The following is a 23,938-nucleotide window of genomic DNA, read 5'->3' as shown; positions in this document are numbered from 1 at the left end:
TATTCAAATCAAACCCTTGCCCATGCTTGCAACTTCTTACTCCATCGCCGACTTCCGGTGCTGGATCACCCGGAAATTCTCCACCAGCTTTACTGCTTCCGGGATGTCCTCCGAGAAAAGGGCAATGAAAGCGCCGTCCGGTGCATACTCCAGGGCATAGGCCAGGGCCCGTGTTTCCTGATTTATCTCAAGAGGTTCCAGCTCTGGTTTTACCGCAAAAATTCCCTCCTTCAAGAGGCTGTTGATCTCTTTGCCGGCGCGCCCGCGCAGGTCTTTGTCCTGCCGGATGATGATCTGATCAAATACCTCGGCGGCAATACGGCCTACCTCTTTCGTGTCCTCGTCGCGGCGGTCGCCAATGCCGGCGATGATCCCGATCTTGGTGCTCGCTTCGGTTTGGCTGACAAACTCCCCGATGGCCTGCATGGCGGCAATGTTATGGGCATAGTCCACCAGCACCTCGGCATGCGGCAGGTGAAACAGGTTCATGCGGCCTGGGGTGGTCTCCGGCGAGGGGATAAAGGTGCGCAGCGCCGTCTTGATCTCGTTTACCTCCATGTGCGAGATATAAGCTGCCAGGGTAGCCGCCAGCACATTGTAGATGTTGAAGCGGGCCTTGCCCCCGAAGGTAAGCGGTATGTCCGCTACCCGGTCGATCCGGATCTTGTAGGTGTTCTTGAAGATAGAGATATAGCCGTCTTCGAACACCGCCGCCAGTCCGCCTTTGGCCGTGTGCTCGATGATGCGCGGATTCGACTCGTCCAGGCTAAAGAAGGCCACTTTGCAGCGGAGGCCACTGGCCATGCCGTACACCAGGTCGTCGTCGGCGTTCAGCACGGCATAGCCATCCGGGCACACTGTTTTGGGAATCACGCCCTTTACCTTGGCCATGTCCTCCACGGTATTGATGTCGCCCAGCCCCAGGTGGTCTTCCGTCACGTTCATCACCACCCCGATATCGCATTGCGTAAAGGCCAGGCCCGAGCGCAGCAAACCGCCCCGGGCGCACTCCAGCACCGCATAGTTCACGGTCGGGTCTTTCAGCACAAACTCGCTGCTGTAGGAGCCCGTGGTGTCGCCTTTAATGATCTTGCGGCCCTGTATGTAAATGCCGTCGGTGGTGGTATAGCCCACCTTGTGGCCTTTGAACTGGAGGATATGGGCAATCAGGCGGGTGGTGGTGGTCTTGCCGTTGGTGCCCGTTACCGCCACAATGGGAATGCGGGAGGGGCAGCCGTAGGGGAACAGCATGTTGATGATTGGCTCGGCCACGTTGCGCGGCAGGCCCTCGGTAGGGGAGATGTGCATCCGCAGCCCCGGCGCGGCGTTCACCTCTATCACGGCCCCCCGGGTTTCAGGTAAGGGGATGGCGATGTCGGAGGTCATCACGTCGACCCCGCAAATATCCAGGCCGATGATGCCGGCAATGCGCTCGGCCATCAGCACGTTGTAAGGGTGCACGACATCTGTGACATCGGTAGCCGTGCCGCCGGTGCTCAGGTTGGCCGTGTTTTTCAGGTACAGCACCTGGCCCTTGGGGAGCACGGAATCTAAGGTAAGGCCTTTTTCGCGCAGGATGCCGCGGCTGATCTTGTCGATCTTGATGTGCGTGAGCGCCTTCTCGTGGCCCACCCCCCGGCGCGGGTCTTTGTTTACTGCGTTTACCAGCTGGCGGATCGTAGCGGTACCATCGCCGGTCACCATGGCCGGAGTACGTTTGGCAGCGGCGGTGAACTTGCCGTCGATCACGAGCAGCCGGTAGTCGAAGCCGGCTATGAACTGCTCTACCATCACGGCCTCGGCGTAGCGTTTTGCCTCTGCGAAGCCTTTCTGTGCCTCCTTCCAGTTCGGGATGTTGATGCTGGCCCCCTTGCCCTGGTTGCCGTTCAGGGGCTTGGTGACGAGTGGGTAGCCTAACTCGTCCACCGCCTCTTCCAGTTCGCGCGTGTTAGACACTGTGCGGCCCTGTGGCACGGGGATGCCTGCTTCCGCCAGTATCCGCTTCGTGACGTTTTTGTCGCCGGCACTCTCTACCGCAAAGCAGGAGGTATTGCTGCTCATGGCCGCCTGTATACGCTTCTGGTAAATGCCATAGCCCAAGTGGATGAGCCCGCTCTGTCTGTTCTGGATATAGGGGATGTCGCGGTTCACGGCCTCCTGTACAATGGCCTCGGTCGTTGGCCCGAAATACTCGTCTTCCCGTATCTGGTGCAGCTTCGCCACGTCCTGGATCACGCTCACCCGCTCCCCACGGGCCAGGGCCCCGGTAATGCGTACGGCCGCCTCGGCAGCGTATTCGCCCGCCCGTTCCTGCTGGTAGGAGAACACGACGAAGTCCACCCCCGGCTGGCTGGAGGCATAGCGCCTGCCGTAGCCGCTGTCCATGCCTGCGATGGTTTGCAGTTCCAGGGCAACGTGCTGCACGACCTTGCTCAGCGTGGTCCCTTCGTTCACCAGCCGGATAAAGCCCCCTTCGGTGCCCTCGGAGGAGCGGTGCCTGTAAAGGCCGGGGAGCAGCTTCAATAGCTTCTGCTCCAGGTTTGGTATTTCGTTCGTCTGGGTATCCTGCAGGTCCTGGAGGTCCAGTTTCAGTACGATGATCTTCGGATGCTTGATGGACCAGTAGTTTGGCCCGCGCATTATTTTAAGTTCAAGGATTTTCATGGATGTTCCGGGTACCGACTTATCCCCAGCTTTAATAAAAACGAATAAACAATACCATCACTTGATAAATGAGGGAGGAAGATGTAGCAGAAGGTAGAAAGTTATACGTAGAACACGCCAAAACGGCAGCGGGACAAGAGGCAAAAGAGGCTCTTTTGACAAAGAATCGTACTGTGCGTAGGAAGATAAGTGCGTACACCTGGGCCTTTGTTGTAGCCGTTAATCTGTTCCGCTGCATGGTTTCCGAACTTATACCAGCCAAAAAAAAACAGCCACACTCCCGAGGGAAAGCGGCTGTTCGCATATAAGGTGTTGCCAGCAAATAGCTGCAAAAGGGATTAGCAGAGGCGACTGATCTTGCTGCCCATTTTAACGGAGAACTCTTCTTCGGAGGTAGTACCCGTTAAGTCGAGGGCCTTGACGGACAAGGCGGCGCAGGCATGGGCATCCGAGGCGGCGCGGTGGTGCAGGAAATCGATCCGGTGCAGGTTGCAGAGCGTTTTCAGGTCGTAGCGGCTCATGCCTTTCCAGACGCTCTTGGAGAACTTCAGGCTGCCGGCATAGCGCGCCTCCGGTAGGGGGATGTTGTACGTAGCCAGCGTTTTACGCAGCACGTTCATGTCGAAGCTGGCATTATGGGCAATCAGGAACTGTCCTTCCAGGTAGGGCAGCAGCACCGGCCACAGCTCCCGGAAATCCGGCTGGTCTTTTACGTCGGAGGGCCGAATGCCGTGCACCGCCACATTAAAAGAACTGAAGTGCGGGTAATACAAAGGCTTGATTAGCCAGGAGCGGGTCTCTACCAGTTGCTTCCCCCGCACCACGGTCACACCGACCTCACAGGGGCTGTCCCGCTGCGGCGTCGCCGTCTCAAAGTCTATCGTCACAAAATCCATGGCCAAAGGTAAGGATAAAATAAGACGCCTTAGTGTTCCAAAAACATTATGATGGCATACTACAGGTGCAGAAACAACCTGAAACAAAAAAATCTATCTTTATTCCGGTATTCCGGGCAACGCTTTCACACCTCCCCCTGTCTTACCCCCAGAAACAAAAAGATAACCTGATGAGAAAACATATAACTGTTCGCCAAGCGTTTTTCCTGGCTCTGGCGAGTGCCGCTCTGGCGCTCTGGGGCTGTGAGCAGGTAGAGGAGGATGTAGCGCCGGTTTCCTTCACAAACTTCAAGCTGAACGATGACCTGCTCTATGTATATAATGACCAAGACAGCAGAGTTTGGAGCGCTGTGAACGATACAGTAGAGGTATATGAGAAGATAACCTATAGCCAACCGGTGCACGGGGAAATTTACCCTAATTATGCAAACGACAGTGAAAAGATCATGGGCTATAAACCTAAACCAGGTTATGTAGGCTTAGATAGTCTTACTTACGAAGTATGCAACGGGGGGACTTGTAAAACTGCGAAGATAAAGCTTGTTGTGGACAATCGTCCAGATTTCACTAACTGCACTTTTCAACTCGGAGCCGACTCTATCATCACCACAGTAAATAAGCCTTCTAAAGGAGTGAGGCTGTTCTTAAATGATAGTATCTGTAAGGGTACTTACAATTTTGGCACTAAGTACTGGCACCCAGAAAATGGTGTAATAAAAACTGTGGATTATTTTGAAGGTGAAAAGAATATTCTCTATGTCTATTACCCCAATAAAAATTTCAGAGGAGAAGATTCTTTTACCTATCGGGTTTATCCTAATGGCTGGGATGGTGAAAATGCCAATTACTATCAGGAAGTAAAGGTGAAGATAGTAGTTAAGTAGAGCTAAGCGCATTTGATTCGTTCTGGGAGTATTGATAGGATTAACTAGTGCCACATTATATCGAAACAGATTTACGTGCTATCTGAAGAGGAAATTATAGCTGGATGCAAGGAGGGCAAAGCGTCATCGCAGGAGAAGCTGTACCAGCTGTACTCCCGGCGGATGATGGCGGTGTGCGTGCGTTATACTAGTTCCAGATTCGAAGCGGAAGACATTTTTCACGAGGCTTTTGTGAAGGTGTTTAAGCACATCGACTCGTATAGTGGTGGCTCTTTTGAAGGATGGGTTAGGCGGATATTTGTGAATACAGCTATCAACCATTACCACAAGAACCGCAAGTACCAGGAACAGCTGGATTACAGCACCATTGAAGAAAGCACTCCCTCTACCGAAGACATCATCAGCCAGATTTCGGGGCAGGAGCTGCAAGCGCTTATTAATCTTATGCCAGAAGGGTATAAGCTGGTTTTTAACCTTTATGTCGTGGAAGGCTACAACCATCGTGAGATTGGTGAGGCACTGAACATTGCGGAGGGTACCTCAAAATCGCAACTGGCGAAAGCGAAAAGCTTTTTGAAAAAGATCCTTTTGAAACAACAAATCTCTGAGGCATGCTAACAGAAAAAGAACTTGAAGAGATAAGGCGCAAAATGCTGGAGCTCGAAGAGGAGCCTCCTGTGGGAAGCTGGCAGAGTATACAGGCTGAAGTGAGGCCTAAGCAGAAATGGCGCTCGTGGTGGTTCCTGCCACTGCTTCTTTTGCTGCTGGTAGGTACATATCAATTAATGAAAACTGGGCCGGAGATCGGGCAGGTTGACAAAAGCCAGGTTGCCAGTACACAGATTCCGTCAGCTAAGAGGAAGCTAAAAAACGAGAAGGTGAATGGAGAACAGCCTGTCGCTCCGGTACCGCCTGTACCTGAGAGCAACATCGGAGAGCAGCTTGCTCAGACCTCGGTAGATAAGAAGCAACAGGTAATGCAGCAGGATCTCCAGGAAAATCCGGCTCTAACTGCTGGGGCATCCACACCTTATTTATCGACACCTGAACATACTTACGGAGGGCGCTGGCCTCAGGCAGAATTCATACTTGAACTTCCTGTAATATCGGTGAGCATCACTAGTGTGGCTGATAGCGCAGACATGATACCGCGCGGCCAAATCAGTAAGAGATTACTTCCTGAAGCACCTATTCTTCCGTATCCTGATAAGAAGAAAGCGCGCAAACACAAGACTACTAAAACAAGAGATACAGAAACTCCTGCAGTAGAGAAAACTGGCGCTGAAGTAGCTGCGGTAGCTCCTGCAAAAGAGAAAAAGACAAAAGCAGCCGCTATACCTGAAAAAGCTGTTGTTGAAGAAAAGCAGCAGTCCAAGGCAACTCCGCAGAAAAAGCAGGAACATAGCAGGAATGAATGGACAGCAGGAGTATATTTTGCCCCTCGCTATGCTTTCAGAAAATTTGTGCCGAACGCCTCTGATGATATTCTTATAACAAAAGTAAGCAGTGCCAATCAGCTGGATCCCGAACGTATGGGCTTTGAGTTTGGCGCGAATTACAGCCGGGTTTTGTCTCCAGGACTATTTGCAGAAGGAGGCCTGAGCTGGATGCAGCTGAAGGAGAACGTTACCTATACGCTTACCACAGGTGAGATAGATACCTTCAACGTTTCACAGACAGGCGGCAGGCAGATAGTTATAGAGTCCAAACTTAGAACAGAGGAGCGCCAACTGGTTAGCTCCTATGCTTATGGAGGACTCCGCCTGGGGGCCACATATTACTTTATGGAAAGAGGCAACAGCAGGTTGAATATTACAGTTGCCGGAGGCGCTAACTTACTTATCAAGGGCAGAACGAAGCAGTACAGCAATGGAGTTTGGACGGAAACGGTGGAATTTCCTTCTGTGGAGAACATCCTGGAGCAGTCGAATTATAATCTGCAGTTTGGTATGGGGTATAATGTATCGGTGCTGGAAAACTATGAAGTAACACTAATGCCTACTATAAACTACTTCCTGGGATCCACCTATAAAGAGCGGGAACCGCTGGGGCTAAAACCATACTCCCTGGGTCTCAACCTGCAGCTCAAAAGGAGGTTTAACCACTAAGCAAGGTACAAAAACAGATAATAGTAGCGGTGGAGTAGCAGTAGCTACTCCACCGCTACTATCTTATGGCATAACATATCACAGAATATTTTTTAATATTAATTCTGCCCCAGGCAACGGTTTCGGAAATGGGCTGGTCTTACAGTCAAAATAAACCTATGAAAAGCATTGCCATGAAACCTAATCAACTTCTGCTCCTGGTCGGGCTTAGCCTGGCCACCCTTACCTTCTCCGCTTGCGACAAGGAAGACGTACTGCCAACAACACCAACTACACCTACAACGCCCTCTACCCCCAGCACACCTCCTAGTACACCATCTACCCCAAGTACGCCAACACCACCTGCCACGCCGCCTGTTACGGCTAACAGCCTGGTGAAGCAGTTCGGCACGCAGGTGTTTACGTATGACGCCCAGAACCGCCTGATTGAAGTGAGCTACTCCGATCAGCCCACGCACGGCTATACTATTCAATATGAGAGCAACAAACCCGTGCGTTTGGATTATAAACTGGGCAACAACTACATGCTCTATACTTACGAAGGAGACAAAGTGGTAGAGGCGGTACGCTATTACGGCGAAAACCTGGTAAACTACCGCTACAAATTTGAATACCAGGAAGACAAGCTGGTAAAGGAAACTGTGATGAGTTATGCCACTACCGATGCGGGTAAACTGGGCATCATAGAATATAAGTATGATGCCAACGGCAACATGGTGGAGTTGGTGCAGACCTGGTCTACGAGCAACCGAATGGAAGACATGGGGCAGCCATCTGTTATCAAGTGGGGCAGCTTCGACGAGAAGCAGAACCCGTTGCCTTTAACAAACAGCTCCTATTACCTGCCAGGTATCAAGCTGTTTGTAAACAACCCTGGTTATAAAGACCCCGGTTCAGGCAAGGAGTTCTACAGCTACGTGTACCATGCGTCTGGCATGCCGTTAGAACGTGCTACCAAGCTGGAGTTATATCCGTGGGTACAGTCCTTCATCGACAGGTATACCTATTAATTTCTTCTCTGGGTTTGAACCCCTTTGCCTTTGGAGACTAATTAGCAGCCGCTGTACGTAAAGTATGGCGGCTTTTTTTATTGTTGCTGCACGGTAGCTTAAATCTTGCTGCCCATTTTAAAGGTGAACTCTTCTTCGGAGGTAGTACCCGTTAAGTCGAGGGCCTTGACGGACAAGGCGGCGCAGGCATGGGCATCCGAGGCGGCGCGGTGGTGCAGGAAATCGATCCGGTGCAGGTTGCAGAGCGTTTTCAGGTCGTAGCGGCTCATGCCTTTCCAGACGCTCTTGGAGAACTTCAGGCTGCCGGCATAGCGCGCCTCCGGTAGGGGGATGTTGTACGTAGCCAGCGTTTTACGCAGCACGTTCATGTCGAAGCTGGCATTATGGGCAATCAGGAACTGTCCTTCCAGGTAGGGCAGCAGCACCGGCCACAGCTCCCGGAAATCCGGCTGGTCTTTTACGTCGGAGGGCCGAATACCGTGCACGGCCACATTAAAAGAACTGAAGTGCGGGTAATACAAAGGCTTGATTAGCCAGGAGCGGGTCTCTACCAGTTGCTTCCCCCGCACCACGGTCACACCGACCTCACAGGGGCTGTCCCGCTGCGGCGTCGCCGTTTCAAAGTCTATCGTCACAAAATCCATGGCCAAAGGTAAGGATTAATGCAGGGCTTGCCTAACAAATAGCAGCTAGCGCCACCAGTCCCGCTTCGGCGCTTTTTGATCCAGGATGACAGGCTCCCCGATAAGGGGTGTGGTGAACGGCACACACCGTTTCTTTGCTTCGGCGGTTACCCGTTCGATGGGTTCTTTCCAGCCGTGCATGGCCAGGGCAAAGGTTCTCCAGTGGATGGGCATCAGCAGCTTGCCCTGCAGGTCGAGGTGTGCCTGCACCGTTTGCTCGGGCATCATGTGTATGTTGGGCCATAGCTCGTTGTACTGCCCGGACTCCAGCAGGGTAAGATCAAAGGGACCGTATTTGTCGCCGATCGCCTTGAAGCCCTCGAAATAACCGCTGTCGCCGCTAAAGAAGATCTTGTCTTCCTCGCCCTGGATCACCCAGGAAGTCCACAGGGTCTGCATGCGGTCTGAGAGGCCACGGCCCGAGAAATGCCGTGAGGGAGTCGCCGCAAAGGTAAGCCCCTTGAAAGAGGCCTCCTGCCACCAGTCCAGCTCGGTAATCTTGCGGGCCGGGACGCCCCAGCGTTCCAGGTGGGCTCCCAAGCCTAGTGGCACATTCCCAAGCCTAGTGGCACATAAAAGTGCTCCGTCTTTTCGGCCAGCTCCTGAATGGAGCCAAGGTCCAGGTGGTCGTAGTGGTCGTGTGAGATCAGGACGGCATCCACCTGAGGCATTTCGCCGGCGGTAACAGGCAATTCTGAAAAACGCCTGGGCCCCATGAAGCTGAGCGGGGAGGCCCTGTTGCCCAGCATGGGGTCTAGCAACAGGCGCTTGCCGTCTATTTCAATCAGAAAAGCGGAATGGCCCAGCCAGGTCACCACCGTGGCGCTATCGGGCACGCGCTGCAGTCTGTCTGCTTCTATTTTCCGGACGGGTATCTTCCTGTCTGGCGTCTGGTTCTCATTGTCGCCGAAGATCCGGGACGAGAGCAGCTTTATATAGCCCTTAAAGCCCAGGTCCATGTTGGTCTCCACCAGGTTCCGGAATTCTCCGTTGGCATAGTTGGGCGATTGCTGTATCCTTTCCAGCCGTGCTCCTTCCGCTTCAGCGCCGAACTGTGGGGAAAGCTTCATCAAGGAGCATCCCGCTACGGCAGTTAACAGGACAAGGAAGGCAATAAGGTACAGGGTAATCCGAAAGGGCTTCTTCATGTTAGTTGGATATCCAGGGCAAAGATAAGAATGGAGAGAAGACAAGGCAGGTAAACTGGCGGCATCAAGGAGCGGTGGGAGGTACAGGGCAAGGGGGCATCGCGAGGTCTTATGCAGCTTGCTTTGTAGCTTCTATAAACTTCGGTATATAAGTAACAGTCTGTAAACTAGGACGTAGAGATGAATTAGTAGGACTAACGCAGGCAAAACGCTGCCCTGCCGAAGGACCTGTGATCATTAACCTTAACAACAGGAAAACAAGCTATGGTACAGTTAGCAAAACGAAACAACGGCGAAAACCTAGCACCCCGATCTTTTATGTCTGATTTTTTTCGGGATGTTGACCGCTTTTTTGAAAACGACATCATGCGCATGCCCATGCAATGGGGCCGCCAGATGATGGGAAGTATGCCCGCTGTGAACATTCGCGATAACGAGAAGGATTATGCCATTGAGGTGGCCGCGCCGGGTATGACCAAGCAGGACTTCGATATCAACGTGAACGAAGGCGTACTGACCATCAGCAGTCAGAAAGAGACCAGCAACACCGACGAGCAGGAGAACTATACCCGCCGCGAGTATAACTACAGTTCCTTCAGCCGTTCTTTCCGTTTGCCGGAAACCGTAAACCAGGAAGACATCAAGGCCCGCTACGAGGAAGGCATCCTGCACATCACCGTGCCCAAAGCACAAGTGCCTGAAAAGCAAAAGCGCTCCATCAACATTGAATAAAAAACAAAAGCTAAAGACCAAAGACAAAAAGCACCATTTCCAGCAGCCGGAGCCCCCACGCCTCCGGCTGCCACACTTTTTACGTGCTTCATAAGTTTCTCTTTAGTCACTAATGACGCTGACCTCTTTAACAGATAGTGTTTTCAAAATTAAACAACTACAGTCAGCGTGGAGAACAGAGCATTTCTAAAAGGAGATCGACGAAAAAAACTTACCCAGTTTTTCCGGGAGGTGCCGGGGGTAGGGGCCCTCTGTTTGTGGATGTTGCGGTGCCCGTAAGGGCAGCCCACAGCGGAGCGAGGAGCAGCTTCAGACACACAGCGCCGAGCGGGAAAACGCACCCTCGCTTCAGAAGGGCCCCTACCCCAGACGTGGAGCGCAAAGACTTAAACAATGAAAAAGGACTTAAGTAATTCTATAGGATCAGCCGTCCCTACGTTAGCTTAGACAAGAATCTTATAGTCAGCCATTAAGCCAGCTTAAACAAGCACAAAAGAAGAAGCCCATAAGCCCAAATAAATTAACTAAAAATAACAACAGGCTACCACCTCAAACCCACCCCACGCATGAACATCACCTTTTTCAACTCCAAAGCCTATGACCAACAATTCTTCACTGAAGCAAACAGAGACTATGAGCACCAGCTGAAGTTTCTGGAAGTGCCCTTGAACGAGCACACTGCGGTGCTGGCCAAAGGCAGTGAGGCCGTGTGCATCTTTGTAAACGACCTGGCCAACGCCCCGGTGCTGCACCTGCTAAAAGAGGCAGGGATTAAGCTCATCGCCCTGCGCTGTGCCGGCTACAACAACGTGGACCTGAAAGCTGCAGCCGAGTTGGGATTGAAAGTCGTGCGGGTGCCGGCTTACTCGCCATACGCCGTGGCGGAGCATACCCTGGCCCTTATCCTGGCTTTGAACCGCAAAACCCACCGGGCCTACAACCGGGTGCGGGAAGGGAACTTTGCCCTGAACGGCTTGATGGGCTTTGACCTGCATGGCCGCACGGTCGGAATCATTGGCCTGGGCAAGATAGGCCTGGTGACGGCCCGTATTCTGAAGGGCTTCGGGTGCCGGGTACTGGGCTACGATATACGCAACAACGAGGAGGCGATCCAGATCGGGATTGAGTTTACAGACCTGGACAGCGTGTATGCCCATTCCGATATTATTTCGCTGCACTGCCCGCTTACGCCCCAAACCTATCACCTGATCAACGAGGAGGCCATCGGTAAAATGAAGGCCGGCGTCATGCTGATCAACACCAGCCGCGGGGCCATCATCGACACACAGGCCGTGATCAAAGGGCTGAAGAGTGAGAAGATAAAGTACCTGGGGCTGGACGTGTACGAAGAGGAGGGAGACCTGTTTTTTGAGGACCTGTCGAACAAGGTGATCCAGGACGATGTGTTCATGCGCCTGCTCTCCTTCAACAACGTGCTGATCACAGGCCACCAGGCCTTCTTCACCACCGACGCCCTGCAGAGCATCGCCCACGTTACGCTGCAAAACATCACAGACTTTGAGCAGGGGAACGATTTAACTAATGAAGTACTGCCATAGGCTAGGATGTTTACCGGAGGGGGAAGAGGACAGTTGTTAATTTGTTGGTTATAATTGTGCATTTTAAAGTTGCTTACGTACAATAAAAGGTGCAAAACAAAGCGCTTTCCTAACAGAAGGAGCTAGGGTTATCCCTATGCTGATGATGCTGAAGAGTTAAAACAAGTGAAACAAGGAGGTGCCTATGAAAACGTATGCGGTTTGTACGCTTGATCAGGAGATGACCGAAATCTCCGAAGAGGAGATAAGGGAGCTTTCCGCAAAGCTGCATGGTGAACTTCTTACGCCTGAATCCCCCCAGTATGATGAGGCCCGCGCTATATGGAACAGTATGGTGGACCGCCGTCCTGGCCTGATTGTGCGCTGCTCCGGCTCTGCAGACGTGCTGCAGGCGGTTATCTTTGCACGGAACCACGATCTGCTCCTGTCTATCCGCGGCGGCGGGCACAACATTGCCGGAAGCGCGGTGTGCGACCATGGCCTGATGCTGGACTTGTCGCAGATGCGCTCTGTGCAAATAGACCCCGAAGCGCGGATTGCCCTGGTGGAGCCGGGATGCACCCTGGCCGACTTTGACCGCGAAGCGCAAGCCTTTGGCTTGGCGACACCTGTCGGCATCAACTCTACCACCGGCGTTGCCGGGCTTACCCTTGGTGGCGGCTTTGGCTGGCTCAGCCGGCTGTACGGTATGACGGTAGATAATCTGCTTGCTGTCGACATCGTTACAGCGGAAGGAGAGTTGGTGCAGGCGAGCGAGGATAGGCACCAGGACCTGTTCTGGGCGGTACGCGGTGGCGGCGGCAACTTTGGGGTGGTTACTTCCTTTAAGTTTAGGCTGCACAAGGTGGGCCCTGAAGTGCTTTCCGGACTGATTGTGCACCCCTTTTCGGAGGCGAAGAAAGTGTTGCAGTTTTACCGCGAATTTGTGGCTGGTTTGCCTGACGAAACGGCTGTGTGGGCAGTCGTTCGAAAAGCACCTCCACTACCTTTCCTTCCGGAGGAATGGCACGGCAAAGAGGTGGTGGTGCTGGCCGCCTTCCACGCCGGGGACATGGCCGAAGGCGAGCGCCTGCTGGAGCCGCTACGCAGTTGGGGTAAGCCCATCGCCGACGTGATCGGACCACACCAGTACGTGCAATGGCAGCAGGCCTTTGACCCGCTGCTCACCCCGGGTGCCCGTAATTACTGGAAGTCGCATAACTTCGAAGCTTTGAGCGACGAGGCACTGGACACTCTGGTAGACTACGCGGGCCGCCTTCCTTCACCGCATACCGAGATCTTTATCGGACAGGTAGGAGGGCAGATGGGGCGAGTGGGAGAGACGGAGACAGCTTATCCGCACCGGGACGCTGAATTTGTGATGAATGTGCATGCCCGGTGGGAGAATTCTTCCGAGGATGAGGAGTGCATCCAATGGGCACGGGCTTTCTTCCACGCCTCCGCCCCCTACGCTACCGGTGGAGTATACATTAACTTTCTCACACAGGAGGAGACAGACCGCATCCGCAACGCCTACGGCCCGAACTATGATCGGTTGGTAGAGGTGAAGACAAAGTACGACCCGCACAACCTCTTCCGGTTTAATCAAAACATTAAGCCCGCAGAAGTTGCCTGAGGCTAGTGGGTAAAAGTTTTGTTAGCACGCGTGCTAACACAGCCCAGGGTTCCTTCGAGCAGAGGCTCCCTGGGCTGTGTTAACAAGGCGGTTTTAAGCAAGTGTTTAGGCCTTGACTATCCGGATATGGATTGCCCCTTTCGTCGAAACGACAAGAGGATATGAGTGGAGTGGACATCCTGCTGACATTTCATGAAACCATGATCGGTAGAAAGATATCTGGGTGTAATAGCCTCTGTAAGCTGGCATCTTGAACTCGGAGAGAGCTAAACAGAGTCCCTATGATCTCTCCCATGGGGCGAGATGATCATAAAAAAAGCACCAGCAGGAGTTATAAGGCCATTTGGCAAAATGCGCTGCCTGTGTGCTGAGAAAAGCACCCGGCTGATAAAAGCTATCCAGGTAATAACCCCTTTAGGTGGTGAAAGCCGGTAGGTGGTAAAAGCTTCTGGCGGTACAGGTAATCTTTTGCTATAGCGGCTGTATCGCCGCTATAAACATCTAGCGCGTTTCCAGGGACAGTGCGAGCCTTATACTCGTATGATGTTATCTTTAAGAGAATAGGCAATTGCCAGCACATCTTTGCGTGAATCCGCGTCGATGCCGTGCTGGTCCAGCACCTGCAGGATATCGTCCAGCACCGCTATAAACTCTTCTTCGCTGATGTTCATTCCTTTGTGCGCCGCCAGCATGTCCCGGCCCGTGTACTGCTCCAGTCCACCGGTGCCAGCGCAGAAGAAGTCAACGGTGTGTGCCTTGATCAGCTTCAGGTTATCGGCTTGGTTGCGGTAGGGCTCGAAACGAGGCTTTACGACCGGGTTGTTCATGTGCGCCTCTACAATGTCATCTACCAGCGAGGTAATTCCCTCCCGCTTCCCCAGGCGTTCGTAGAGGGACAGTTTCTGGATAGTGGTTGTTTCGTTCATGGGTCTGAGATTGAAGGTTAAAAATGCATCGGCTGCAGTTGTGCTCTCCACCGTTCAGGAGGTGGAGCAGGGGAGGTAAAGACAAGTATGCCTTGCCTTCCGATAAACAGCTGTGGAGTCAGGGGCGCTGGCTTGTGGTGTTCTGTGGCCTGCGCAATAGGGGGTATGGATGTTTATTTCCTAGAAGGCAATCCGCATGCTTTTCTTAGTACTAGTACTATTGTTTACTAGGCGCAACTTATTTTGTTGATTTATTTCCTGAATAATTATGAAGCAGGCCTGGTTCTGCTTACCCGGACGGGGTATATTGCGTGAAAAAGGTTTGCCGGTGTTTCTGGTTTATTTGATCAAAATGCTAGCAAAGCACAGGTTATACAGACAAAAAAGATAGATTTAGATGCCTTACCTGCTCGCACTGCTGCCTATCCTGCTACTGGTGGCTATCTCTTTGACCAAAGGGGTGAAGCCGGCGGTGTTGATAGGCTGGGCCGTCACCACGCTGCTGTTCTTTTACTGGGGAGCGGGGCTGCCCCACTACCTGGGAGCGCTGGGTGTGTCGCTGCTGACCACGCTTAACATTCTGCTGATTGTGCTGGGCGCTGTTTTCCTCTATACGATCATGGACCATACGGGGCTGGTGGAGCAGATCACCCACTCGCTCGACAAGTTGCACCCCTCCAGAGAGCTGCGCTTTTTCCTGCTGGCCATCGGCTTAACGGCTTTCTTTGAGGGAGTGGCCGGCTTTGGTACGCCGGGTGCTATTGTACCCCTGATCCTGATGGCGCTGGGCTTTGAGGCAGTGCTTTCGGTGTCGGTGGTGCTGCTGTTCGACGGTTTGTTTGCCTTGTTCGGGGCCGTGGGCACACCGCTACTGATCGGGCTGCAACTGCCACTCAATTTAGGCAACGACACCCTGAAAGTGATTGGCATTACTGCGGCATTGCTGATGAGCCTGGCCGGCCTGCTGGTGCTGTGGTTTGTGCTCCGCCTGGTTCGTCAGCAGCATGGGGCGCTCGAGAACCAAAAGCAGGTACTGGTGCTGTATGTGTTCTTTATGCTCCCTTTCTGTGCCCTGGCCTGGCTGGCCCCTGAACTAGCCACTGTTTTTGCGGCCCTTCTCATGTTGGGACTTTCGGTCGTATACCTGCGCCAGAAAGGAACGCAGATCGACCTGCGGCCCTGGCTGCCCTATGCTGTGCTGGCGCTCCTGCTGCTCTTGCCCAAGCTCTTCGCCCCGCTGCGGCATTGGATTGGTTGGGAGCTGGTATTTGAGGACATGTTCCGCTCGGGCATCCGGGGAGGCATAAAGCCCCTGCAGTCCCCTTTTCTGCCCTTTGTTGTGGTGGGGCTGGGGGTCGCTTACTACAGGAAGAGCAAATCCCTGTACCTGAAAGAGCCCTTGGGCAAGATGGGGAATGTGTTTGTGGTGCTGTTCCCTTCTGTGGCGATTGCCCAACTCATGATTTTTTCGGGTGTGGAGCAGCCCTCCATGGTGCGCTACATTGCCGAACTACTGAGTAAGCTGGGGGACACTTACCCCGTGTTTGCCCCTTTTATCGGGGTGATGGGCGCTTTTATTACAGGCAGCACTACGATCTCTAACCTGGTATTCGGTGCCTCGCAACAGCAAACAGCCGCATCACTGGGCATCAGCGTGAACACGGTGCTGGCGCTGCAACTGGCGGGGGCCTCGATCGGGAATGCCGTTTGCCTGTTCAATATCATAGCGGCGGCTTCGGTGGCAAACATCAGGAACTACAAAGCCGTCCTGGCTAACAACCTTGTTCCAACCTTGCTGGCAGCACTGTTGTTAGGCTTGTTGGGCATGGGCTGGTTGCTGGTGTAGGGCGGTAGGAGGTGCTTAGCTCACAGATCAATCTTTTCCCGCTCATATTTCATCGCAATGGATGTTGGTTCTATTTCGCGCCCGCGCATGTTAGCATACGCCTTGGTGATCTCAGCCCCTAGCACAAAAACGAGGGAGGAGTAAAAGACCCACAGCAAGACCACCACCAGGGAGCCTGCCGCAGCGTAAATGCCCACTATTTTAACACTGCCTAAAAAGGTATTGATGAGCTCCTTGCCCAGCAGAAAAAGAATAGAAGAGATAAGGCCACCTGCCAGCGCGTCTTTCCAGCTTACCCTGGCGTCCGGCAATACTTTATGGACGGCGGTAAAAAAGCCTAAGACCACGACCAGGTAAAAAGCCGTGTTCATGATTCGGATAGCTGGGGAAAGGTGCTCTTCAAACAGGGCCTGCAGTTGTTGGCTGAAGACAGACACGACGGTGTCGAGCATTAGACTTAAGGTAAGCAGCAACCCTAAGCCTACAACCAATACCAGGGCAATAAGCCGGTGCTTTATAACCCGCCAGAGCTTTACGTCCGGCTTCACCTTTACCTGCCAAACCGTATTAAGCGCTTTTTGTATCATAAAGAACACGACAGAGGCTCCCTGAAGCACAACGACGACACCCAGCAGTACCTCCCAAAAGCCGAGTTGTAACTGAGAGAGGTTTTCCAGCACAGATTTTACCTGCTCCGCCGCATTCGCGTTGATCAGGTCTTCCACCTCTTTCACGATTTCTGTTCTTACCGTTTTCCCAGAAAAAAACAGGGTACCTATAAAGCTGATAACGATGAGGAGGGCAGGGAGCGAAAAGATGGTGAAGAAGGCAATCGCGGCACTGTGCACAATAGGCTCCCCTTTCAGAAAGCCTTTTTTGGTGTGCTGTATTACCTCCCAGGTCTTCTTTAAAAAGGAATTTAAATGCTTCATCCGGTAACAGTACAGCAGCGTTTGTGAGGGAATAGTATGTTTGGCTAACGGTTTATAGTGCAGGAGGTTAGCTTGTTACGTGTCGGGTGCCTGCTACATGAGCTTAGACAGAAGCCAGATAAAGGATCGCTATATCTGATTTACTGGGGAGCAAGCAGCTCAGTCCAGTCGGTTTGCCCGGAACAACCCGGACTTTTTTAAAGAAAGTAAAGCAAGAGTTTCCATAGCAAGACGAGGGTAACAATAACCAGCATGACCAGGTACCCGGCGCTTCGTGCTTTTTCGATTCTTCTGAGTCGTTGGGTGTACTCCTCGGCCGCCTTTTCTGGCAGGTAAAAGCCACGCCAGCCCTTGCCAGGTACCGACAGAACCCATTGTTCTTTGCAGGCATTGCACTTATAAAAAAGGCAGGAGCCCAAGAGCGAAATACTCCCTTTATTTTGCCTGTCTATGATGGTGTACTGGTTGGAAATACACTTCTCCTGCAGTGCATTCCCGAAGGACTCAAAGTCCTGGTGCGATTTAAATTTGTAGATATGCTTTTGTATACAGTGCTGACACATAAATTAGTTGACAATACGTCTCTTTACCCTTCCTTAGATACTGCTGTTTGCTCTTTCACCTGCTGCCTTTAGCGCTTTGTGGTGTTTCCGGCTGTACCTTCCCTTGTTCTCAAGGCGCTGCCAGAGAGCAGCTGGTTAGCTGTAGGTAGATATACGGGAACACGTGAAATCGTTCCACTGAAATGCGACACAACCTGTAGGCTCCCACCTAAAAAAGCATCGGGGCCTTTTAAAGCACAGGTAGGATATAAGGGCAGGCCTTACCAAGAGCGCCAGGAGGACCTGCTGATCCTGTTAGTCCGAACTCTTTTACACAGGCAGGCCGCTCCAATAGGGTTGAAGCGGCCTGCCCTTTAACTCCTCTCGCTTGACAAGCTGTGAGAGGACGTTTTTATAACCGGCGGTTTCGGTTTGTATAGAAGCGTTCCTCGTCGTAAAGAGGCGCGTCGTAAAACGCTCCTCTTGCCCGTGTTTCAGGCGCTGGGCCGGCCGGGTGGTTGAATACCTCCGTTACGGCTACCTCGTAGTCTCTGTCCACCACTTCCCCGGTATAGAGGGGGAAAGACGATACAGATACCTTGTCCACCTTATCTACAATTACCTGGTCATGGTCCTCGTCGAGCTTGGCAACGCCAATCGGCACAAGCATCCGCTTGCCTTCGCCACCCGCTACCAGGTCACGGGTCGGCTCCACGTCCAGGTAGCGCACCTTCTCTATGTCGGGGTCTACGAGTAGCTCCCGAACGGTACCGAACTTCTCCTTGTTCACGTCCACGATTTCCCAACCACGTACATCAGGGTCATCGCTGGCTACTTTATAATCGTCCAGTTCGCTTAAACGATATAAGTGCCTGTTGTCATGCTGCATGTCTCTGTTATCTGCCATATGGATTTCTATTTAATTCTTAAAAACAAGTTTGCTTGGTGGCTTTGTTTTCTTGCGCTGCGCTGATCCGTGAAGCAGGCCGGCAGCACGTAGGCGAAACAAAACCAAGCTGCTTGCTGTGCTCCCGCTTTAGGGGTATAGCCCCTTTTCGGTCGGGAAGGGGCGAAGCCACAGGCACTTTATCTGTGGCTTCTGTCTCTACTCTTTTTTAGTTAGGAGCCTACATCTTCGCTCATGCGCTCCACTGCTTCGCTGGCGGCTACAAAGAACTCTTTGATGGCTGGTTTCTGCTCCAAAGCAGGAACCTCTCCGTTGATATCGTCAGCTTCTTCCATCACTTTGTTCACATATACCGCATCGCCTTCCTCCTGAATCCGCTGCATGATATTCACAGCACGGACAAAGGCAAGCTGCATCAGTTCGGCGTGTCGCAGTTCGTCCGGGTTCGTCTGTATTTCCTGCGCGTAGGCTTCCAGTGCCTCCATTTCATCACGGATCTCTGTGCCCAGGTCTGTTTTCTCTCTAGCCAGTACGGCCAGTGCATTCTGTAGCTTTAGAATGCCTTCGCTGGTGTAAGAGTGGTTCAGGTTAAAGTCTGCTCCTTCAAACCGTTCTTCCACAAATTCCACATAGTCTCTTACTACTGCTGCGGTGTTCACTTCCTCCGTCTCTGCTGCTGCATAGCCTCCGGAGGCGACGCCCTCCTCAAACTGGCCTGCCTCAGGTGCATCATAGGCTGTTAATGGCTTTTCATCCTCTGCCAGGACCCACCACACAACACCCCCTATAATCAGTATGCCCAAAATCCAGGGCCAGATAGGGTTTTTGTTCTTCTTCTCTACATTAATTTCTGCCATAACAATTCATTTTAGTTGTACACGGATTATATCTACTCTTAAACTACGAGGCCTTCAAAAGCAGATGTTATGGATCTAAGTGTTTTTCCGCCAAAATCCGTAGTTATGGGGAAAGTTAGAAACGTCCCTTCTTATAAAAAGCACGTAGTAACTTAATTAAGTACTAAAAACAGTGGTCTTGGTTAGCTGCTGTGCCTGTATAGTGGTCTTTTTATCAGTGTATTACCGGCTGCTTTCAAGGCGGTTGAGGTGACTGCAATAAGAACGCAGGTCCCTTACGGTCATTCGTCAGGCTTTTTTGTACTCTTTGGATTTGAGAAGGTGAAAGCTAATGGGGGAGAAGCACACCAGAGCGTAAGCCTGCTGTAACAGAAGTTAAACCCTAATTAAGAACATAAGATGGAAAGGCTGGTAAGTTTTCTTAGAACGTTTGTCATACTGCTTTTTATCGTCAGTTGTCATCTTTCTGCTGCTATTGCACAGGAGGCGATGCACGGGGATTACTGGAAGCAGCAGGTACTGGACGATGTATTAGCTCCCTGGCAAAAACATGCGAAAGACCAGGAGTATGGGGCTTACCATACATACTTGAACAAAGACTGGGAAGTGGTTGGCCCGGATAAGAAATACCCGGGTATGATTGCCCGGCACATGTTCAGCTTTTCGGTAGGTTACCTGCTAAGCGGAGAGTCGCAGCACCTGAACTTAGCCCGAGATGCTTTTGAGTTCCTGGTCAAAAACGCCTGGGATGAGCAGTACGGAGGCTGGTACTACGAACTGGATCGTGCCGGTAAAGTCTTGTCCAGGGACAAGGACATGTTTACGCATGCCTATGCCATTACTGGTTTAGCCATGTATTACATAGTAACAAGGGATGCAAGGGTTAAAAGTTATCTCGACCGGTCGATTCGTGTACTTGAGGAACATGCCTGGGACAAGGCCAATGGAGGAGGCTACTTTCAGGGCCTTCACCGGGACCTAAGCGTGAAAGACGCAAACAAAGTGTTCTCACCGCAACTGGCACCTGTGTCGGGCTACCTGCTTTACCTGCATGCTGCCACCGGGCAGGATAAGTACCTAAAGATAAGTGAACGGATTCTGGACACAACGCTAAAGCACATGGAGGACAAAAGGACAGGCTGGGTAATGGAAGCTTATGACAGAAACTGGGCTCCTCTGGTGGAGAAGAACCGGATGATGAATACAGGGCATAACGTGGAAGTAGCCTGGATGCTGATGCGCCTCTATGCGCTAACCGGGAAGGAGGGGTATAGGGAAAAGGCCCTGGCTTTGAACGAAAACTTAATCCGCTATGCTTTCGACCCTGAGACCGGCATGTGGTACCATCGGTTAAAAGTAGACAGCCCGGAAGAGCACAGCCAGGACAGTCCCTGGTGGGTGCAGGCATATGGCAACATGTTGCAGCTGTATTTGTATGCCCATTTAGGGGAGGAGTGCTTTTGGGAAAATTACCAGAAGGGAGCTGCCTTTTGGAACAAGCATTTTCTGGATGCTGAAAGGGGTGGTGAATTTACCAGTGTAGGGAGAGACGGAAGTTTGCTTGACAGCAGCAAAGCAGGAAAGTACAAGACATCCTACCACGCCGTGGAAAACGGTCTTTTGAACATGATGTACCTGGACTACTGGGTCAACAGACAGCCGCTCACACTGTACTATCACATCAACTCTCCTGTTACAGAAGACTTCTTTCCGCTATTACTCGAAGCAAGGGACTATGACGTAAAAGAGGTGCTGCTAAACGGAAAAAGGTGGAAGAAGAGAAAGAACAGGAACGGCAGCATAAAACTACCGGCAAAAGGCGGATACGACCTGGTGGTTCAGGTGCAAAAGAAAAGCCGCGGTAAAAGTGTCCAGGCAATTCCTTAGTGTGCAGATCTAAATATGTTGATAAGCAGTGAGGTAGCCGTAAGGTTAGTGGATGTGTTTCGAGGATAAACGTGTAAGGTGTCTTCTATGCGAGCCTATGACAAAGGCTCATTCTACTAACTGAAAGCTTTATAAAAGATCCTTGCGAGATTACTTATAACAGTCTTTTAATCGGTTCAAGCAGTGTCCAGCCTTGCCGCATCCTGCGTTAGCATGAGCCGCTTTTGAACACTAATCATTCCTCTTTTTAGTGGAGGTAATAATACTGTTATTCAATCTGTCCTCAGAACATGAGCTTTTGTCTATTCTGTTTCTCTTAAATGGCTTTGTATAATAGAAAAAAAACGTGTTTGTTATATTTGCTAACACTGTTGAAATTGTATTAAAAAAATAAATTTAAAAAAAGTATATAGGAGCTGTTTGTTTATAAAGTTCAACATGTAATATTGCTTCCGGATTTATAAACAGGGGGTTGTAGTCAATTAAGCTGTTTGTTATCTACTGTACTTTATATCAATACAAACTTAATTAAATTACCATTGTTGCCTTTAATAAAGAAGGGTTGCCTCGTTGCATCCTTGGCTGTTTGTTGTACTTTTCAGTCGTGCGAGCTAATGCCTGAGTTCCCGTTGGGTCCGGAACAAGAAATAGGCCCAAATGCGATTGCCTATACTATTAAAAAGGGGGGGCATTATTCCATACGTAATTCCTTCAAAACCTTAAGCACAGACCAAATTCGCTTTTCTGTAACTTTTGATAGTACAGCTATCTATACCACAAAGAATCCAGCTAATCAGGGAGACATTAACAAATTATACGGCCTTGCTGATTGTAACAGCCTTCACCAAGTCAACAGTGTTCGGTTTGGCTGGCGCTGGTATGGAAACCGATTGGAAGTACTTGCCTATACGTATAAGAACAGGGCGAGGAACTACGCCTTTGTAGGGTATGCTACTTTGGGTCAACCTTCCACTTGTGAAATTAGATTGGAGGACCAGGCCTACATCCTAACTATGGATGGCAGGTCAGTTACATTACCCAGGGAATGTGATGGAGTGGGGCAGGGATACCGGTTGTATCCTTATTTTGGAGGCGACGAAGTAGCTCCTCATGATATCACTATTTCAATTCAGCAGTTGTTGTAGCAGGTTCTGCTCTGCTCCCCTTCATACAATTTTTTCCAAGCAACACGGTCGTTAGGAAGTACAACTTCTTTTTGACACCCTATCCTGTTTATATAATGCTATCTGCGCGAATTATTTTTTTCTTTGTTTTCTTAGTTTCTTATAAGCTTGCTTCAGCACAGACAACAGAAGCAGCAAGTTCCACGGTATCAGGTAAAGGCGCGGCAAAGCTTTGGTCAGAGACAACTGTAACGCACCATGCTTTGCCAGTAGTTGCTTCAAAAGAAAATTTTAGAAAGAACATAGTAAAGGTAAATCTCTCATCATTGGCTTTAGAAAATTACAGCTTAGGGTATGAGCGCTCCCTTACACGAAAAATGACTTGTGCACTAGGTTTTAATGTTATGCCTGAAACTACTTTGTCTTCGATATTCCTTGTAGAACGAGCAATAGATCTGTATTTGCAAGATTACGGGTTCCTTATAAACGAGTTAAACTTGGCTAGTATAGCGAACAACTCCTTTAATGGTGAAGCGAGGTTTTATGCTGGAAGGCATTCGGGAGCTAGAGGGCTTTATGTGTCGGTGTATGGGCGTTACGCAAGCATGAAGGCTGCTTATCCTTACAATTATGGTACAAACGACAATACATATCTGTTGCCCTTACAGGGAGCTTTTAAAGGGCTAGGCGGTGGAGTCATGATAGGTGCTCAATGGCTGATTTCAAAAAGAATGACCTTTGATTGGTACATGTTAGGGGGGCACTACGGAAAAACGGATATTGCTATGTCTGCCGCGGCAGATCTAAGTTCTTTATCAACAACTGAAAGGAAGGACTTGGAAGGTATTTTTGAGGGTATTAATGATTCTTTTAAGGGTGTTGCAGCCGTTGATGCTTCAGTGACTGATCAGGGATTAAACGTAACGGGCAAAGGGCCTTTTGCAGGAATCAGGAGCTTAGGGTTTAACCTGGGCATGACCTTTTAGGTGTTGTTGCTAAAAGGTGCTTCTTCTACTATTATGGTAAAATATTATGTTTTGTGACCAAATTGATTTTATACTCACACGGCATGGAGGCCTAAAAAGAAAACTTTAGCATTTGATATTTTTAGTACTTTAGTCGTTCCTCATAAATGCCCTAATAAGGACCTTCGATTATAGCTGTGGCTTGCCAATTATTTTGTAGCCAATGTTTTAAGTTTAATAATTGGAGTCTAAAGGAATTAGAAGCAGACTGATAGCTCATTTGTTTTTGTTTAGCCCTTTTATAACTATATTTAGTGAATATCCAAGGTTAATGCAATTTTTACTTCCCGAAAAAATGTACGTTTTTGCGATATCTTTAGTGATTAAGTAAACACTTAATAACGCTATATATAAGTGCTCCGTTGTTTAAGATTTACAACATTCGTCTCCGTCTGCCAAGACTTAAATTTGTTTACTATAAATGGCTCCTGAGCAGAAACTCAGAATCTTTGAGAAGATCAACAAGTACTCGCTTGATATCATCTGCACCCTCGATAGGCAAGGCTGCTTTTCTTATTTAAGTGATGCGTGCCAAGGCATACTGGGCTACAGCAGTGAGGAGCTGACTGGAAAAAGCTACGCTCGCTACCTTA

21 protein-coding genes are annotated in these 23,938 nt (G+C 50.7%); 11 read left to right on the top strand and 10 right to left on the bottom strand.

Annotated elements, in window-relative coordinates; genetic code table 11:
* Positions 1-36: 36 nt before the first annotated feature.
* Positions 37-2,664 (bottom strand): cyanophycin synthetase, encoded by a 2,628-nt coding sequence (gene cphA / locus CHB92_RS10200; protein WP_089319104.1) that lies wholly within the window; start codon positions 2,662-2,664, stop codon positions 37-39.
* A 338-nt stretch (positions 2,665-3,002) separates the two neighbouring features.
* The gene (locus CHB92_RS10190) at positions 3,003-3,560 is read right to left on the bottom strand and encodes a 3'-5' exonuclease (RefSeq protein WP_089319102.1); all 558 of its coding nucleotides are present in this window, start codon (positions 3,558-3,560) and stop codon (positions 3,003-3,005) included.
* Positions 3,561-3,592: 32 nt separating this feature from the next.
* On the opposite strand from CHB92_RS10190, the gene CHB92_RS10185 reads away from it, so the two are divergent.
* The 4 genes from CHB92_RS10185 to CHB92_RS10170 all read left to right on the top strand — a co-directional run bounded on the left by CHB92_RS10185 (position 3,593) and on the right by CHB92_RS10170 (position 7,562).
* A complete protein-coding gene (locus CHB92_RS10185) occupies positions 3,593-4,444 on the top strand; it encodes an Ig-like domain-containing protein (RefSeq protein ID WP_089319101.1) in 852 nt (283 codons plus the stop codon).
* A gap of 75 nt (positions 4,445-4,519) precedes the next feature.
* Complete coding sequence (locus CHB92_RS10180; RefSeq protein ID WP_089319100.1) at positions 4,520-5,062, top strand: RNA polymerase sigma factor; 543 nt, start codon at positions 4,520-4,522, stop codon at positions 5,060-5,062.
* Complete coding sequence (locus tag CHB92_RS10175; RefSeq protein WP_089319099.1) at positions 5,056-6,552, top strand: hypothetical protein; 1,497 nt, start codon at positions 5,056-5,058, stop codon at positions 6,550-6,552. Before CHB92_RS10180 ends, CHB92_RS10175 begins: the two co-directional genes overlap by 7 nt.
* Before the next feature lie 158 nt (positions 6,553-6,710).
* Positions 6,711-7,562 carry a hypothetical protein gene (locus CHB92_RS10170; RefSeq protein WP_245842450.1) on the top strand — a complete coding sequence of 284 codons (852 nt, stop codon included), beginning with the start codon at positions 6,711-6,713 and terminating at the stop codon, positions 7,560-7,562.
* 98 nt (positions 7,563-7,660) lie between these two features.
* Here the strand turns inward: CHB92_RS10170 and CHB92_RS10165 are convergent, their stop codons facing one another.
* Genes CHB92_RS10165 through CHB92_RS26295 form a run of 3 tightly spaced genes read right to left on the bottom strand, consistent with a single transcriptional unit; the run spans position 7,661 to position 9,393 of the window.
* Positions 7,661-8,206: a 3'-5' exonuclease gene (locus CHB92_RS10165; RefSeq protein ID WP_089319098.1), complete on the bottom strand. Its 546-nt coding sequence runs from the start codon at positions 8,204-8,206 to the stop codon at positions 7,661-7,663.
* A 45-nt stretch (positions 8,207-8,251) separates the two neighbouring features.
* The gene (locus tag CHB92_RS26300; RefSeq protein WP_258179024.1) at positions 8,252-8,797 is read right to left on the bottom strand and encodes an MBL fold metallo-hydrolase; all 546 of its coding nucleotides are present in this window, start codon (positions 8,795-8,797) and stop codon (positions 8,252-8,254) included.
* Positions 8,788-9,393, bottom strand: a complete 606-nt coding sequence (locus CHB92_RS26295; RefSeq protein WP_258179025.1) for an MBL fold metallo-hydrolase — start codon at positions 9,391-9,393, stop codon at positions 8,788-8,790. Before CHB92_RS26295 ends, CHB92_RS26300 begins: the two co-directional genes overlap by 10 nt.
* A gap of 318 nt (positions 9,394-9,711) precedes the next feature.
* Here CHB92_RS26295 and CHB92_RS10155 point away from each other — a divergent pair, with 318 nt between their 5' ends.
* The 3 genes from CHB92_RS10155 to CHB92_RS10145 all read left to right on the top strand — a co-directional run bounded on the left by CHB92_RS10155 (position 9,712) and on the right by CHB92_RS10145 (position 13,299).
* Positions 9,712-10,125 carry an Hsp20/alpha crystallin family protein gene (locus tag CHB92_RS10155; protein ID WP_245842448.1) on the top strand — a complete coding sequence of 138 codons (414 nt, stop codon included), beginning with the start codon at positions 9,712-9,714 and terminating at the stop codon, positions 10,123-10,125.
* Between the two features lie 566 nt (positions 10,126-10,691).
* Positions 10,692-11,684, top strand: a complete 993-nt coding sequence (locus CHB92_RS10150) for a 2-hydroxyacid dehydrogenase (protein ID WP_089319096.1) — start codon at positions 10,692-10,694, stop codon at positions 11,682-11,684.
* Between the two features lie 184 nt (positions 11,685-11,868).
* Complete coding sequence (locus CHB92_RS10145; protein WP_218824248.1) at positions 11,869-13,299, top strand: FAD-binding oxidoreductase; 1,431 nt, start codon at positions 11,869-11,871, stop codon at positions 13,297-13,299.
* Between the two features lie 530 nt (positions 13,300-13,829).
* Here the strand turns inward: CHB92_RS10145 and CHB92_RS10140 are convergent.
* A complete protein-coding gene (locus CHB92_RS10140; RefSeq protein ID WP_089319095.1) occupies positions 13,830-14,225 on the bottom strand; it encodes a group I truncated hemoglobin in 396 nt (131 codons plus the stop codon).
* Between the two features lie 397 nt (positions 14,226-14,622).
* On the opposite strand from CHB92_RS10140, the gene CHB92_RS10135 reads away from it, so the two are divergent.
* Complete coding sequence (locus CHB92_RS10135; RefSeq protein WP_089319094.1) at positions 14,623-16,071, top strand: L-lactate permease; 1,449 nt, start codon at positions 14,623-14,625, stop codon at positions 16,069-16,071.
* Between the two features lie 20 nt (positions 16,072-16,091).
* On the opposite strand, the gene CHB92_RS10130 is transcribed toward CHB92_RS10135, so the two are convergent.
* From CHB92_RS10130 to CHB92_RS10115, 4 genes are all read right to left on the bottom strand, one after another.
* Positions 16,092-17,003, bottom strand: coding sequence for a YihY/virulence factor BrkB family protein (locus CHB92_RS10130; RefSeq protein WP_089319093.1), 912 nt, complete (start codon positions 17,001-17,003; stop codon positions 16,092-16,094).
* 197 nt (positions 17,004-17,200) lie between these two features.
* Positions 17,201-17,566, bottom strand: a complete 366-nt coding sequence (locus tag CHB92_RS10125; RefSeq protein ID WP_089319092.1) for a hypothetical protein — start codon at positions 17,564-17,566, stop codon at positions 17,201-17,203.
* 391 nt (positions 17,567-17,957) lie between these two features.
* Positions 17,958-18,452 carry a PRC-barrel domain-containing protein gene (locus CHB92_RS10120; RefSeq protein ID WP_089319091.1) on the bottom strand — a complete coding sequence of 165 codons (495 nt, stop codon included), beginning with the start codon at positions 18,450-18,452 and terminating at the stop codon, positions 17,958-17,960.
* 212 nt (positions 18,453-18,664) lie between these two features.
* Positions 18,665-19,309, bottom strand: a complete 645-nt coding sequence (locus tag CHB92_RS10115; RefSeq protein WP_089319090.1) for a hypothetical protein — start codon at positions 19,307-19,309, stop codon at positions 18,665-18,667.
* A gap of 399 nt (positions 19,310-19,708) precedes the next feature.
* Here CHB92_RS10115 and CHB92_RS10110 point away from each other — a divergent pair, with 399 nt between their 5' ends.
* The 3 genes from CHB92_RS10110 to CHB92_RS26445 form a co-directional block, all read left to right on the top strand.
* Positions 19,709-21,196 (top strand): AGE family epimerase/isomerase, encoded by a 1,488-nt coding sequence (locus CHB92_RS10110; RefSeq protein ID WP_089319089.1) that lies wholly within the window; start codon positions 19,709-19,711, stop codon positions 21,194-21,196.
* Between the two features lie 1,240 nt (positions 21,197-22,436).
* Positions 22,437-23,306 (top strand): DUF3575 domain-containing protein, encoded by an 870-nt coding sequence (locus CHB92_RS10100; RefSeq protein WP_089319088.1) that lies wholly within the window; start codon positions 22,437-22,439, stop codon positions 23,304-23,306.
* A gap of 460 nt (positions 23,307-23,766) precedes the next feature.
* Positions 23,767-23,938 (top strand): PAS domain-containing protein (locus CHB92_RS26445; protein WP_144266295.1); only part of this gene is annotated, 172 nt, incomplete at its 3' end.

The organism is Pontibacter ummariensis, assembly GCF_900188175.1.
Lineage (GTDB): Bacteria > Bacteroidota > Bacteroidia > Cytophagales > Hymenobacteraceae > Pontibacter > Pontibacter ummariensis.
Note: the sequence above shows the minus strand (reverse complement) of the source record. Positions and strands in the feature narration are given on the sequence as shown.